This is a genomic window from Thalassospira sp. NFXS8 (genome assembly GCF_040148805.1).
Taxonomy (GTDB): Bacteria; Pseudomonadota; Alphaproteobacteria; order Rhodospirillales; family Thalassospiraceae; genus Thalassospira.
This window is the reverse complement of the sequence record NZ_JAGEMF010000002.1, coordinates 613,704-627,862: the sequence shown is the minus strand read 5'-3', so window position 1 is coordinate 627,862 and position 14,159 is coordinate 613,704. Positions and strand designations below refer to the sequence as shown.

Annotated in this window: 12 protein-coding genes; 2 read left to right on the top strand and 10 right to left on the bottom strand. The window is 53.2% G+C overall.

The window, feature by feature from the left end; translation table 11 throughout:
- Window positions 1–261: 261 nt before the first annotated feature.
- On the top strand, window positions 262–873 hold the full coding sequence (locus J4E05_RS12135; RefSeq protein ID WP_085590842.1) for a hypothetical protein: 612 nt from the start codon (window positions 262–264) through the stop codon (window positions 871–873).
- Window positions 874–961: 88 nt separating this feature from the next.
- On the opposite strand, the gene J4E05_RS12130 is transcribed toward J4E05_RS12135, so the two are convergent.
- A complete protein-coding gene (locus tag J4E05_RS12130) occupies window positions 962–2,161 on the bottom strand; it encodes a helix-turn-helix transcriptional regulator (protein ID WP_349595861.1) in 1,200 nt (399 codons plus the stop codon).
- 139 nt (window positions 2,162–2,300) lie between these two features.
- Between J4E05_RS12130 and J4E05_RS12125 the strand changes: the two genes are divergently transcribed.
- On the top strand, window positions 2,301–2,786 hold the full coding sequence (locus J4E05_RS12125; protein ID WP_349595858.1) for a hypothetical protein: 486 nt from the start codon (window positions 2,301–2,303) through the stop codon (window positions 2,784–2,786).
- A gap of 250 nt (window positions 2,787–3,036) precedes the next feature.
- On the opposite strand, the gene J4E05_RS12120 is transcribed toward J4E05_RS12125, so the two are convergent.
- From J4E05_RS12120 to uraH, 9 genes are all read right to left on the bottom strand, one after another.
- Window positions 3,037–4,107, bottom strand: coding sequence for a BMP family ABC transporter substrate-binding protein (locus J4E05_RS12120; RefSeq protein WP_349597554.1), 1,071 nt, complete (start codon window positions 4,105–4,107; stop codon window positions 3,037–3,039).
- 123 nt (window positions 4,108–4,230) lie between these two features.
- On the bottom strand, window positions 4,231–5,151 hold the full coding sequence (locus J4E05_RS12115) for an ABC transporter permease (RefSeq protein ID WP_085590847.1): 921 nt from the start codon (window positions 5,149–5,151) through the stop codon (window positions 4,231–4,233).
- Window positions 5,151–6,230 (bottom strand): ABC transporter permease, encoded by a 1,080-nt coding sequence (locus J4E05_RS12110; RefSeq protein ID WP_349595855.1) that lies wholly within the window; start codon window positions 6,228–6,230, stop codon window positions 5,151–5,153. The genes J4E05_RS12115 and J4E05_RS12110 overlap by 1 nt, the downstream gene beginning before the upstream one ends.
- Complete coding sequence (locus J4E05_RS12105) at window positions 6,217–7,818, bottom strand: ABC transporter ATP-binding protein (protein ID WP_085590851.1); 1,602 nt, start codon at window positions 7,816–7,818, stop codon at window positions 6,217–6,219. The genes J4E05_RS12110 and J4E05_RS12105 overlap by 14 nt, the downstream gene beginning before the upstream one ends.
- A 113-nt stretch (window positions 7,819–7,931) precedes the next feature.
- Window positions 7,932–8,384 (bottom strand): nucleoside deaminase, encoded by a 453-nt coding sequence (locus J4E05_RS12100; RefSeq protein WP_349595852.1) that lies wholly within the window; start codon window positions 8,382–8,384, stop codon window positions 7,932–7,934.
- A 164-nt stretch (window positions 8,385–8,548) separates the two neighbouring features.
- Window positions 8,549–9,724 (bottom strand): xanthine dehydrogenase accessory protein XdhC, encoded by a 1,176-nt coding sequence (xdhC, locus tag J4E05_RS12095; RefSeq protein WP_349595849.1) that lies wholly within the window; start codon window positions 9,722–9,724, stop codon window positions 8,549–8,551.
- Between the two features lie 5 nt (window positions 9,725–9,729).
- Window positions 9,730–12,171: a xanthine dehydrogenase molybdopterin binding subunit gene (xdhB, locus tag J4E05_RS12090; RefSeq protein WP_349595846.1), complete on the bottom strand. Its 2,442-nt coding sequence runs from the start codon at window positions 12,169–12,171 to the stop codon at window positions 9,730–9,732.
- Window positions 12,164–13,651 (bottom strand): xanthine dehydrogenase small subunit, encoded by a 1,488-nt coding sequence (gene xdhA / locus J4E05_RS12085; RefSeq protein WP_349595843.1) that lies wholly within the window; start codon window positions 13,649–13,651, stop codon window positions 12,164–12,166. Before xdhA ends, xdhB begins: the two co-directional genes overlap by 8 nt.
- 8 nt (window positions 13,652–13,659) lie before the next feature.
- Entirely contained in the window at window positions 13,660–14,013 is a 354-nt protein-coding gene (gene uraH / locus J4E05_RS12080; RefSeq protein WP_349595840.1) for a hydroxyisourate hydrolase, read from the bottom strand.
- Window positions 14,014–14,159 lie beyond the last annotated feature (146 nt).

Sequence of the window (14,159 nt, the reverse complement as noted above, 5' to 3'; positions counted from 1 at the left end):
ATATCCGCGAAGGATAAATGTAAAATATCCATGTGCCATACGGGCTAAGCGCGCCACCGAAAATTAGAATAATACAAATATGCACTGTAAAAAAATAATACCTGTGCAGCAGTCTGGCGTTTTTTTATCAAAACCCGGCCAGTATCCCCCGCACGGGGGATTTGCAGATACCCAAAATCACATTGAATAGCATCGAATACACCCGACACGGCTTGCATTTAGGGCAACTGCGAACCGGTCTTACACGCCTGGGAGACTTTTATGAAAAAACTGATAATTCCTTTTATTATTCTAATCGGGCTGGCAGCCTGCCAGACAAACAGCAATGTCGTGCGCAACAGCCAGGTCAGCCTGCTGTCACTGGCCAAACCGGACCTTGCCGTCGGCGATGCCTATGCCTATTACCGTAATGGCAACAAAGAAACACTGACCGTTACCGGCAAAAATGCCGATGGTTTGATGTTTGAAATCACCGAAGGCCCCAATAAAGGTTGCACATCAGAGGGAGCAGATTTCTTAAGCCCCGATACCAAATGGACCAATTGCGGCGGGTCAAACGGCACGCAAAGCGTTATCCGGCAAGGCGATATCTGGCCGTTAAAACCTGGTGCGATGGAATCCTTCGAGATTGAAGGCACAGACGGCAAAGAAACATGGTCAGCAACACGCGATTGCATCGTTGCCGGGACCGCAATGGTCACCGTTGGCACCAAAACCATCCCGACCTATGAAGTCATTTGCAAAGATGCATCAAACACACGCAGCTGGTTTTATTCTCCCGACAACAAATGGCCGATCAAATTCACCAAGGTTCACAAAAAACGCGGCCTTGTCGAAGATTATGTCATCGACCTTGGACAGGGTGCCAGCTAAGCATAATTAAAGACACAGCATAAACAGACACGACAAAACACCCGGTCGGTCAAACATTCAACCCGCCGACCGGGCCTTAACCTGCCTGCTAATCCTGTAACGCCCGTCTGACCCCCGGTTTTGGAGCATCGCCATCACCGTTGAGCGGAATGATCAACTGAACCGCAAGGCGCACAAGTTCCAGCCGGTCATTGGCACCGGTTTTACGAAATATGCTCGCAAGCTGGGATTTTACGGTTTCGCGTCCCTTGCCCAAATGATCGGCGATATCACTATTGCTTAAACCACGAAGAACAGCGTCGAAAATGTCGATTTCGGCCTTCGTCAAATTGTAATGATCGCGCATCAGGCCAACATTTAAATCCGTATACCAGAACGGATCCACCACCGTAACCAGCACACCGGAAAACTGCCCGCCAAAAGCGCCACGGGTTTCGCGCAAGGGCGATAGATCCAGCAAATAGGCGCTGTTTTCATTGATCCTGCTGCCAAGGCGGATACTTTCCGATGTCGTAACCAAACTGTCCTTGCGGCTTAGTTTTAAAACGGCATCGCGTAACAGACGGGCATCATAATCATCGCGGGCCGACAGGCTGGAATCCGCCCCCAGCATAAGACTGTCGCCGGTTGAAACGATGCGATTAAACTCCTCGTTGGCAATCACAAGCTCCGACCCTGCCGTTACAATCCCAACCCCGATCCGCAAGCGGTCCAGCACATCAAGAAATGCGCCATATCGATGCCGCAAAAGATTGACCGGGCGGTTCATTTCAAGAACCTTGGTCAAATGGGGGCCGATAATGCGCAGTATGCTGGTTGCTTCTTGCGGGACAAAATCCCCACCGTCGCGATAATGGGTGGTTAGAATGTCATACCCGGAAGGCTCGTTCGACAGGCAAATTCCCGCAGCCTGATTACAACCGGTGTTTTTTTCCAGCCATGGGTAAAAACGCGATGGCGACATGTCCCCGTTGCGGTGACGCATTTCATCACCAACTGAAAATTCATACACATCAAGCTGATGAAAATAGGCCGACCCGTCATTATTGTTCAAACCAAGTCGCAGATAGTCATCCGTCATTTCCGGCGTGATCCAGCTGTTGGTATGAAAAGAATAATCAGAAATTTCAGGTCTGATATTTTCAATGCGAACAAGAACAACATTCTTGCTGCGCAATACCCCTGTTAACCAGTCAAGGCGCTCTTTCCACAAATCGGGCGAAATTGCCGCCTCATATAATGCAGGAATCATCGAATTCAGAACGCCAAATTCTCTTTCACCGATCATTACCCTGCACCTCTCCCTATTGCCAGCTAAACTTTAGAACAGATAAATCTTTCGAATTCAAAGACAAAGAATTTATACATCTTTTAAGAACGCTTTATGTATCATTGGCTAACCGCCAAAGGCTGGCGTTGGGGGAGATATGAAAAAAGATCTGCGAAATTTTCCGTTTCGGATTGTTATTCACGAACGGCAATCAGCGCAGCCGATCCTGGACTGGCTGGACCGAAATATTCGTCATGATCGCTGGACCATGGGTATCCGCAATATTGAAATGCCGCGATCAGACCAAAGTGCACCATTTGTCGATATGGTGATCCACTTTGCCCGCAGCGATGATATGGAACTGTTTCGCGAAAAATGGGCCGGGGAAAGCCGGCAGCGCCGGGTAAAATTAAAATTCATCCGTGCTGCCCTGTTCGCCCTGACCCACCCGCGGGCCGATATGGTATTTTACGAAACCCTGTCCGACGCCGACAACGAACGTAACGCAAGGGCCCTGGCAAAAGCAAAAGCGGCCGAAAAAGAAAAGAACGCCCAGGAGCTCGATGCTGCAATTAATGCTGCAGAGGCAGCGCTGGACGCGCCAAAGCAAACATCGTCACCAAAACCGCAAAACCGGCAATAATTCCCATATAACCGCCCCCGCGGGGGCTAGCCCCGGTACTGGTCGCAAACAGGATGTTTTATCTCCGCATCAGATCTACTCGTCACCAGCCCCCAAATCGATAGGTGGTTTTCCCTGAAACCCGTGTTCGGGGCAGGTGCCTTAGAGCATATTTTACAAATAAAACAGCCCCACAGATCATCTGCGGGGCTGTCATATTTTGCTTATAGGCAACTGCAATCGTTAAAACTGCAATTAACCACAAGATATTTTATTTCGGCAGTTCGGCATCAATGCCTTTAACGTACCAGTCCATACCCAGCAGCATGCCGTCCGGGGCAACTTCGCCTTCCTTGACGCGCAATTCGCCAGCCTGATCATAAATCGGGCCTTCAAAGATTTTGATGTCACCCGAAGCAATTTTGTCTTCGGTTTCCTTGGCAAGGGCAGCAACATCGTCGGGCATGTTGGTAAACGGTGCCATATGGACCATGCCTTCTTTCAGGCCATGCCAGGTGTCGTCTGCTTTCCAGGTACCGTCCATAACAGCCTGAACGCGGTCGATGTAATAGTCATCCCAATGGTCAACAATCGCGCTAAGCTGGGCTTTGGGCGCAAATTTGATCATATCGGATGCCTGACCAAAACCCTTGATGCCACGGTTTTCAGCAACCTGAAGCGGTGCCGGGCTGTCGGTGTGCTGCACCATAATGTCGGCACCCTGGTCGATCAGGGCCTTGGCAGCATCGCCTTCCTTGCCCGGATCATACCAGCTGTTAACCCAAACAATTTTGACCTTCACATCGGGGTTAACCGACCACGCACCACGCATGAACGCGTTAATGCCACGCACAACTTCGGGGATCGGGAAGGACCCGACATAACCGATGACGTTGCTTTTGGTCATTTTACCGGCAATCACACCGGCAACATAACGGCCTTCGTAAAAACGTGCGGCATAGGTTGCAACGTTATCGGCGCGTTTGTAACCGGTTGCATGTTCGAATTTCACATTCGGGAACTGCTTTGCCACCTTGATGGTCGGGTTCATGAAACCAAACGAAGTGGTGAAAATCAGTTCGTTGCCGGTCTGGGCCAACTGGCGGATAACACGTTCGGCGTCAGCACCTTCCGGCACATTTTCAACAAACGTGGTTTTAACCTTGTCGCCAAATTTTTCTTCAACAGCCTTGCGGCCCTGATCATGCTGGTAGGAATACCCAAAGTCACCGACCGGGCCAACATAAACAAAACCGACCTTTAACGGATCAGCTGCCTGTGCCGCCCCCATGCCCAGTGCCATTGCGCCCACAGTCGCCAATGCGGCTGCCGTGCGCTTCATAAAACGTGCCTTCATAAGAATGTCTCCCTTAAAACCTCTGCACAGGATTTATACCTGTTATTGCGTGCAATCAACAATGCGCGTCATAATTGAGTGTGACGCACCTCCCATTTTGCGCCGGCGTTATTGCGCCGGTCGGAACGCCTTGCCGATGCAGGCCGGCGCGTTAAGGCGAATTTTGGTAACATCGCTGGAAATAATCACCAGCACGATCACGGTTGCCAGATACGGCAGCATCGACATGAATTGCGATGGCACATTGATGCCCGCACTTTGCGCATGAAGCTGCAACACCGAAATGCAGCCAAACATATAGGCCCCGGCCAAAAGCCGCCCTGGCCGCCAGGTGGCAAACACCACCAAGGCCAACGCGATCCAGCCCCGCCCTGCCGTCATGTTTTCAGCCCACATCGGGGTGTAAACCAGCGACAGATACGCCCCGGCCAAGCCCGACATCGCCCCGCCAAACAGGGTGGCCATATAGCGAATACGAATAACGTTATAGCCAATGGCATGGGCGGAATCATGAGAATCGCCCACGGCTTTTAAAATAAGCCCGGCGCGTGTTCTGGTTAAAAACCAGCCTGACGCGATCACCATGAAAATCGACAGATAAACCAGAAAATCCTGCCCGAACAGGATCGGCCCGATCACGGGAATGTCGGAAATAAACGGAATATGCAGGGACGGCAGTGGTTCGATGGCAAAACCCACAAAGCCCGAACCAACAAGGGCGGAAAAACCCACCCCGAAAATGGTCAGCGCCAAACCGGTTGCCACCTGATTTGCCATCAGTGTCAGGGTTAAAAAGGCAAAAATCAGCGCAATCGCCATACCGGCAATGGCCGCAGCAATAATACCCAGCGTTGCCGACCCCGTAGAAACCGTAACGGCAAAACCGGTGATGGCACCAATTAACATCATGCCTTCAACGCCCAAATTCAGAACGCCGGATTTTTCGGTAATCAACTCGCCGGTTGCCGAAAGCAAAAGCGGGGTTGATGCCGTAATCACAGTAAGGATTAAAGGGACAATCCAGTCCATTATGCAGGCTCCCCGGATTTGCTAACCGACCCGAAACGAAGGCGGTATTTGGTCAAAACATCGCAGGCCAGCAGGAAGAACAATAAAATCCCCTGAAACAGCCCGGTTACGGCACTGGGCAAACCCAATCCTATTTGCGCCAGTTCCCCCCCCAGATAGGTCAGCGCCATGACCAGCCCGGCAAACAAAATGCCAATCGGATGCAAACGGCCCAAAAAGGCAACGATAATGGCGGTAAAACCATAACCCGGCGAAATAGACGGTTGAAGCTGGCCGATGGGACCAGCCACCTCGAACATGCCGGCAAGGCCGGAAAGCCCGCCCGACAAAAGCAAGGTGAACCACACCATGCGTTTTTGCCGGAAACCGACATGGCGGGCCGCCTGTGGCGCCTGCCCGACCACGCGAAGCTGAAAACCAACCACCGATTTGGTCAGCAAAACCCAGCCGCCTGCAACAATCAGCAAGGCAAAGATCCCGCCCAGATGCACACGGGTACCGTCATAAATAATCGGCAGGAGGGCGGCATCGGGGAAAGCACGGGATTCAGGAAAGTTAAAACCTTCGGGGTTGCGCCACGGCCCATAAACCAGATAGCTGAGAAACAAAGTTGCCACATAGGTCAGCATCAGGCTGGTCAGGATTTCGTTGGCATTAAAACGCGTACGCAACCATGCCGGGATCGCGCCCCAAAATGCCCCGCCAATAGCAGCCATGACAAACATGCCGGGTAACAAAAACACACTGGTACTGTCATAAAACGCCAGTGCCAGCCCCCCGCCAAAAATTGCCCCCATCGTCAACTGGCCTTCGGCACCGATGTTCCAGACATTGGCGCGAAAACCCATTGCCAAACCAATGGCAATAATGACAAGCGGGGTTGCCTTAACAAACAGCTCGCCGACACCATAGGCATTGTTAATCGGCATGATGAAAAAGGTATAAAGCGCCTCGATCGGGTCTTTGCCCATAAAGGCGAAAATAATCGCACCACTGATCAGGGTCAGGACAATCGCCAGCAAGGGCGAAAGATAGATCATTTTTTGCGAATGCTGACGCCGTGGTTCAAGCCGGATCATTCTGGCCTCCGTTCAGTTCGGGGGCCGGATTTGCGCCCAGATCATGTAACCCGCCCATCAGAAGGCCGATTTCATCAATGCTGGCATCGGCCATATTGCGAGCTGCCGACATTTTGCCTGCCGCCATCACCACCACCTGGTCGCAAATGGCGTAAATCTCGTCGAGATCCTGTGAAATAACCAAAACCGCCGTACCCTTTGCCGCCAAATCCAGCAAGGCCTGATGAATGGCACTGGCCGCCCCGGCATCGACCCCCCAGGTAGGTTGGGAAATAACCAGAACCCCCGGGTCCTGCATAATCTCGCGGCCGACAATGAATTTTTGAAGATTCCCCCCTGACAGGCTGCCTGCTTCGGCCCCGTGACCGGTGGTACGGACATCAAATGTCTTGATAATGCTATCGGCAAAGCTGCGGGTTGGGACCTCGCGGATCAGACCGCGAGCGGAAAGGGCCATGCGGCGAAACGCAGTCAAAAACCCGTTTTCAGCCAAATTCATATCGGGCACAGCGCCATGACCGTTGCGTTCTTCGGGCACAAAGGCAGCCCCCAGACGACGGCGACGGCGCGGGCCAAAATCGGCCACCGGTTGTTTATCCAGTGTGATGCAATCGGGTGTGCCGTGAATTTCCGTTTCGCCGGCCAGGGCCTGAAACAGTTCGTTCTGCCCGTTCCCGGCCACCCCGGCCACGCCCAGAATTTGCCCGCCGCGCACCTCGAACGAAATATTTTTAAGATCGGTGCCAAATTGCTGATCACTCACCAATGACAGGTTTTTGACCGCCAGGCGCACATCACCCGGTGCCGGGCGCACACCCCGGTCCGGTGCGAGCAGTTTTTGCCCGATCATCATTTCCGCCATCGACTTGGCGGTTTCGGCGCGCGGGTCACAAGTGGCGACAACCTTGCCGCCTCGTAACACCGTTGCATGCTCACAAAGCGCCTTAACCTCGTGCAGCTTATGGCTGATATAAAGAATGGCACAGCCTTCGTTTGCCAACCGACGCAGGGTTTCAAACAGTTTGTCCACTTCCTGCGGGGTTAACACCGACGTTGGCTCGTCCAGAATCAGCAATTTGGGATTTTGCAACAGGCAGCGCACAATTTCGATGCGCTGCCGTTCACCGACTGACAGGGTGTAAACATGGCGGTCCGGGTCCAGCGGCAGACCATAGGTTTTTTCAACCTCGATCACTTGCTGGCGTAAAACAGCCATATCGCGCACATCGTTCATGGCAAGCGCGATGTTTTCCAGCACCGTCATGGTTTCAAACAGCGAAAAGTGCTGAAACACCAGCCCGATGCCCATTTCACGCGCATCATGCGGGCTGGCGATGGTAACGGTTTTTCCTTCCCACAACAGTTCACCGGCATCGGCCTGCATCACGCCATAGATCATTTTGACCAGTGTGCTTTTGCCGGCACCGTTTTCGCCCAGCAAGGCGTGGATTTCGCCCGGCTCGATCCGAAAACTGATATTGTCGTTGGCCAAACAACCTGGGAAAGCCTTGGTCACGCCGCGTATTTCAAGCTGCGCGGGCCCTGATCCCGTTCGTTGTTCGACGGCCCCGGTGGTATTGCCGGTCATCGCGGTCACTGTCTGCCACCCCCTGATTGCGATCCGATTACATGCGCCAAAGGCGTTTTACCCCTGCCCGGCCCGGTAATCAAACTGTCTCGATGCTTTTTTAAGTATGTTTTTTAATAGGCGATCTTATCTTCCTTGGCTGCCCATTGGGCAAAGACCTCGGCGGCTTCGTCCATTTCGATATGTTCGCACGGCAATTCGCGTTGCGATATGGGTTTGGCAACCTCGTCATATAAAAACTGGTCATCAAAACCAATGGCGGCAGCATCTTCGCGACCATTAGCATAATAAATGCGGTCGATCCGCGCCCAGTAAATCGCCGACAAACACATGGGGCAAGGTTCGCAACTGGTGTAAATTTCGCACCCGGCCAGGCTAAAATCGCCTAGCGCCTCACACGCAGCACGAATGGCAGAAACTTCGGCATGGGCCGTCGGGTCCATGCTGGATGTGACATTATTCCAGCCTTCGGCAATGACTTTGCCATCGCGCACAATCACCGCGCCAAACGGCCCGCCACACCCCTCTTGCATCTTTTGGCGTGATAATTCTACTGCGTAGCGCATATGTTTATGCCGAATATCATCACACACAGTCTGTTCTCCTTGTTAAGCCCTGCCCGATCATTCGGGATATTGTCTATTGTGTTATGTACCGCATCCCCTGCCAAGCCGGCTATGCGATAGTGGTTTGTTCCCGCGTTATCACTGGCGGCAAAATGCCCCTGCCATTATCCGGTATTTCTGTTGTCCTTCCCATACTTGCGGGCCGCGCCAGCTGTATATGCACCAATACCGGGCGTATCCAGTTTTTGACGTTGCATATTTTCACGCAACCCCACCAATTGGGCGGCCACAGATGCGGCAATAATGGCGGGATGTTTCCCCGTAATACCGTCCACACCAATCGGACATGTCAGGCGCGCCAATGCCGCATCAGACATTTGACGTTCGCGCATCCGCGCAATAAACCGCGCCCGTTTGGTGGCGCTGCCAATCATACCAACCAGGCCAAGATCGGCACGTTTCAGGGCTGTACGGCAAATCTCAAAATCTTCGGCGTGGGAATGGGTTAAAATCAACACCAGCGCACCGGCAGGGATATCGGCGACTTCTTCCCACGGGTTGGGGCTGTGATGGCGATGCAGACGAGATGTTTCCGCAGTATTGGCAGGGGCATCAGGCGGAACATCAATGTAATCACGTCGCGAATCGACCCAGTGGACATTAAATGGCAAAGGCGCAAGCGCCCGCACAATTGCGGCCCCGACATGCCCGGCGCCAAAAACCCAAACCGGCGTCGCCCCATCATCAAGCCGGATAAACAAAGCCCCTTTTGCCCCTAAAACAGGCTGATCTGCCACATGGTTAGCGGGCAACATGCCGCCGCGCAAATTGCCAAACTGTTTGACCAAACCCAAGGCATCATCGCCCGATACAACAGCAAAATCATCTTGCGGATGCTGATTTGCGGGCAGTATCAGCCACACGGGCGATATATCGCTGTCCTGCCCGGTACATAACGCTCGAACAGCTTGTAACAAAGCTGCTTTTCGCTGATCATTGATGGCATGAAAGCCAACCTGCACCGACCCGCCGCAACATTGCCCCAGCGATGGCCCCAGCGGGAAACGCATAAATTGCGCCATTGGCACCGTTTGTTGCGCCAGCCATTCGCGGGCCTTGCGGGTCAATTGATGTTCCAGATTGCCGCCGCCAACGGTGCCCGCCGTATGATTGGGCGTTATCACCATAAATGCGCCTGCTTCACGCGGGGTAGACCCGGCAATTTCGGCAATGCTGACCATCACCATCGGTTCGTCTGTTTGCAACAAACCAATCCATGATGCCGGGTCCAGCGACAAGGCCGGATATGCAACCGATGATGAATCAGCAAAGCTGGCCATGTGGTTTATGCCCCCACCTGCGGCGCGCCAACCCCGACCATTGCGGTATTATCGGCACCCTTCACGGGCAAATCTTCGTGTTGGCGGGCGGCATGACCGGCCATATCATCGGCAAGGCGGGCCACAGCACGTAAAACGGCCTCGGGCGTCGCCGGGGTATTTAACGCCGGAACAATTTTACCCTGCGCCACCGACGCCACCGCATGGGCAATGGCACGATGCACCGAAATTGCCAACATCAAGGGGGGTTCACCAACCGCCTTTGAACGATGGATGGATTTTTCAACATTTCGACCCGATGACCACAGGTCCATGCGGAAATCTTCGGGGTGGTCCGAACAGGCGGGAATTTTATAAGTTGATGGCGCGTGGGTGCGAATACGTCCCGCATCGTCCCACCACAGTTCCTCTGATGTCAGCCATCCCATGCCTTGAATAAAACCGCCTTCAACCTGCCCCCGGTCAATCGCCGGGTTAAGCGACTGGCCAACATCGTGCAAAATATCAACCCGTGTAACCTTGTTTTCGCCGGTCAACGTATCGATCATGACTTCGCTGCAGGCCATGCCATAAGCAAAATAGAAAAACGGGCGCCCCGATGCCGTTTCGCGATCATAGTGGATTTTCGGGGTCGCATAATAACCGGTTGCCGACAGGGATACTCGGCCCAGATAGGCCAGTTTGACCAGTTCGGCAAAACTGATATCCGCAACGTCACCTATAATAACCCGTCCCGGCACAAACTGAATGGCAGTGGGCGCAACCTTGTAATAACCGGCAGCAAATTCAATCAGCCGGTCCTTAATGGTACGGGCGGCATTGCGTGCGGCCATGCCGTTCATATCCGCACCCGACGATGCCGCCGTGGCCGATGTATTGGGCACCTTGCCGGTATTGGTGGCGGTGATTTTGATCTGATCAAGATCGATCTGGAATTCCTCGGCCACAACCTGGGCCACCTTGATAAACAGGCCCTGGCCCATTTCGGTGCCACCGTGGTTTAAATGCACCGATCCATCCTGATAAACATGAACCAACGCCCCAGCCTGATTAAGGAAGGTGGTGGTAAAGGAAATGCCAAATTTAACCGGGGTAATGGCAATGCCCCGTTTGATCACCGGGCTTTGGGTATTAAAGGCATCAATTTCCGCCCGACGTGCGCGATAATCCGCACTTGCCAGCAAATCGCGGGTCAGTTCGGGCAGAACATTGTCTTCGACCGGCATATGATAGGGCGTCATATTGCGCCCTTCGCCACCATAATAATTGGCAAGGCGCACATCCAGCGGGTCCAAACCCAGCGTCATGGCAATTTCATCGATAATCCGTTCAATCGCCACCATGCCCTGTGGCCCGCCAAAGCCGCGAAAGGCGGTATTGGACACAAGGTTGGTTTTACAGCGATAGGACCGGATTTCAACATCGCCCAGATAATAGGCATTATCGGTATGGAACATGGCACGATCGGCAATCGCAGATGACAAATCGGCGCTGAAACCGCAATTAGCTGCGTATTGAATATCTGCGCCACATATGCGCCCGCCATCGTCAAAGCCGATATCGTAATCAACGATGAAATCATGCCGTTTACCGGTCATTATCATATCGTCATCGCGGTCCAGCCGCATTTTGGCCGGGCGCCCGGTTTTTATTGCCACGATGGATGCCAGGGCCGCCCATTGCATGGATTGGGTTTCCTTGCCACCAAAACCACCGCCCATGCGCCGCACTTCCACCGTAGCGGCATTGGCCGGGCGGCCCAGCACATTGGCGATGTTATGCTGTACTTCGGACGGATGCTGGGTGGAGCAATGAATAAAAACATCGCCATCTTCCTGCGGGATGGCAAAGGAAATATGCCCTTCAAGATAAAAATGGTCCTGCCCGCCAATCACCATGCGCGATGCATGGCGGTGCGGTGCAGATGCAAGCGCACTTGCACTATCGCCGCGTTTCATCACATGAGGGTCGGCAACATAGGATTTTTGCGCCATCGCATCGTCAATCGACAGGATGGCGGGCAATTCCTCATATTCAATTTCGGCAAGTTTAGTGGCAGCACGGGCCTGTTCGCGGGTTTCCGCCGCCACACAAAATACCGGCTGACCGTAAAACTGCACGATGCCATCGGGCAAAACCGGTTCGTCATGGGTATGGGCCGGGGAAACATCGTTGATGCCGGGAATATCATCCGCCGTTAGCACACATACCACCCCCGGTGCCGACCGCACCTTGGACAAATCCATTTTGGTAATTTTGCCATGCGCAATGGTGGCAGCCCCCGGGGCCAGATGAAGCGTGCCATAAGGTTCGACAATATCGTCGATATAAACGGCTTCGCCGGTTACATGTTTGGGGCCGCTATCGTGCTTGCTGGCAGAACGCACCCCGCCCTTAAGGCCCCGTGTCGGTGCAATCAGATCGGTGTTGTCGGCTTTATCAAGCATGTGCCGCTACCTTCCCGACAAGGCGGGTTGCCACGCCGGGTTGTGTGGTTTCAATAAACAGTTTGGTCAGCAGGTTTTGTGCGACCAAAGTGCGGTATTCGCCCGATGCCCGCATATCCGTCATCGGTTTAAAATCATCCATCAAAGCCCGCCGCGCGGCATTCAGGGTTGCATCATTCCACGGCTGATTGACCATCGCAGCTTCGCATTTTTTAGCCCGCATCGGGGTCCCTGCCATGCCGCCAAAGACCGCGCGCATATCATGCACCACACCGTTTTCCAGGGTTATGGCAAAGGCACCAAGTACAGCGGTAATATCCTGATCAAATCGTTTGGAAATTTTCCATGCCTTGAACTGCGTTTGCGCACCGGGTTTTGGGACAATGATTTTTTCAACAAATTCGCCTTTGGCGCGGTCCTGCTTGCCATAGGTGATGAAAAAATCCTCCAATGCGATTTCACGGCGGATATCGCCCATACGCAGGACAATGCGCGCACCAAGGGCAATTAGGGCCGGTGGCGTATCACCAATCGGCGAACCATTGGCAATGTTCCCCCCCACGGTACCGGCATTACGAATTTGCCGCGACCCAATACGTCGAATCAGTTCGCCAATATCGGCGGCAACTGCCCCCAACGCATCATGCGCGTCGCTATAGGTGGCACCAGCCCCGATATGCAGTTCAGTGCCAACCTGTTCGACCTGTTTAAGATCGGCGACATTACCAATATAGATAATCGGGTCCAGACGTTTAAGGTGTTTGGTTACCCAAAGGCCAACATCTGTGCCGCCAGCCAGAATAACTGCATCAGGATGCGTCACCAAAAGGTGCGCCAGATCATCACTGTTACGCGGTGCAAAATAACGTCCGCTTTCATGGCTCAGGCTTAATCCGCCCTCCTCCCCAATCAGGGCTTTAAGGCGCTCGGCAATTTCCTGACGGCGCGATTGTTCAAGTTTATCATTTATTGAAACGCCACCTGATTGGCGTGCAGCCTCTATAATTGGTCCATAACCGGTGCAGCGACACAAATTACCCGCCAATGCATCGTTAATCGCACCGCGGTCATCCTCGCCGCCATCCAGCCAGATTTTATACAGACTCATGACAAAACCGGGTGTGCAAAAGCCACATTGCGAACCATGACTATCGACCATTGCCTGCTGAACCGGATGCAAGCTGCCATCCGCCGATTTTAAATGTTCCACGGTCAAAAGCTGTTTGCCATCCAGCGTTGGCACAAACTGAATACAGGCATTAACGGTGCGGTAAGACATGCCCCCCGCCGCTGTGTCGTCCACCTCGCCCAAAACGACGGTACAGGCCCCGCAATCGCCCTCCGCGCAGCCTTCTTTGGTGCCGCATTTATGCTCGGTCAGGCGCAGATAGTTCAGGACTGTGGTTTGCGGATCGATATTTTCGATCCGGCGTTCTTCATTGCCCAACAAAAAGCGGATGTCGCTTCGCATATTTGTCATCGTCTTTCTTAACTGCCGCGATAGGTGGAATAGCCAAAGGGCGAAAGCAAAAGCGGTACATGGTAGTGAGAATCGGCATCGGAAATGCCAAAGCGAATTACCACCTGATCAAGGAATTTCGGGTCAGGCAGGTCATAACCGGCCGCATCAAAATAATCCCCGGCATGAAACACCAGCTCATATTTTCCCGGTCTAAAGGTTTTGCCCTCCAGCAAGGGGGCATCGGTACGGCCATCTTCATTGGTCACGGCCATGGCAACGCGATCATCATGACCACCATCAAACCGGTGCAATTCAATGCGAATACCCCCCGCAGGGCAGCCGCGCGCTGTATCAAGCACATGTGTGGTCAAGCGCCCCATGACGGGTCTCCTTTGTCACTGAACCGAGGATCTCGTAATTTCTCGATAATTTTAGGACGGTTGCCCGCCTGCCTCTCTGATCCGGCCTGTTATAATTTTGAAGGCCAAGCCGGTTTGTTTGTGATGTTTTTAAAAAGGTCGCACTG

What these genes read in the sequence shown, in the direction of transcription:
- J4E05_RS12125 (WP_349595858.1), top strand. Translation starts at nt 2,301, where the DNA reads ATGAAAAAAGATCTGCGAAATTTTCCGTTTCGGATTGTTATTCACGAA.
- J4E05_RS12105 (WP_085590851.1), bottom strand. Translation starts at nt 7,818, where the DNA reads ATGACCGGCAATACCACCGGGGCCGTCGAACAACGAACGGGATCAGGG.
- J4E05_RS12120 (WP_349597554.1), bottom strand. Translation starts at nt 4,107, where the DNA reads ATGAAGCGCACGGCAGCCGCATTGGCGACTGTGGGCGCAATGGCACTG.
- J4E05_RS12130 (WP_349595861.1), bottom strand. Translation starts at nt 2,161, where the DNA reads ATGATCGGTGAAAGAGAATTTGGCGTTCTGAATTCGATGATTCCTGCA.
- J4E05_RS12110 (WP_349595855.1), bottom strand. Translation starts at nt 6,230, where the DNA reads ATGATCCGGCTTGAACCACGGCGTCAGCATTCGCAAAAAATGATCTAT.
- J4E05_RS12135 (WP_085590842.1), top strand. Translation starts at nt 262, where the DNA reads ATGAAAAAACTGATAATTCCTTTTATTATTCTAATCGGGCTGGCAGCC.
- J4E05_RS12100 (WP_349595852.1), bottom strand. Translation starts at nt 8,384, where the DNA reads ATGCGCTACGCAGTAGAATTATCACGCCAAAAGATGCAAGAGGGGTGT.
- xdhA (WP_349595843.1), bottom strand. Translation starts at nt 13,651, where the DNA reads ATGACAAATATGCGAAGCGACATCCGCTTTTTGTTGGGCAATGAAGAA.
- J4E05_RS12115 (WP_085590847.1), bottom strand. Translation starts at nt 5,151, where the DNA reads ATGGACTGGATTGTCCCTTTAATCCTTACTGTGATTACGGCATCAACC.
- xdhB (WP_349595846.1), bottom strand. Translation starts at nt 12,171, where the DNA reads ATGCTTGATAAAGCCGACAACACCGATCTGATTGCACCGACACGGGGC.
- uraH (WP_349595840.1), bottom strand. Translation starts at nt 14,013, where the DNA reads ATGGGGCGCTTGACCACACATGTGCTTGATACAGCGCGCGGCTGCCCT.
- xdhC (WP_349595849.1), bottom strand. Translation starts at nt 9,724, where the DNA reads ATGGCCAGCTTTGCTGATTCATCATCGGTTGCATATCCGGCCTTGTCG.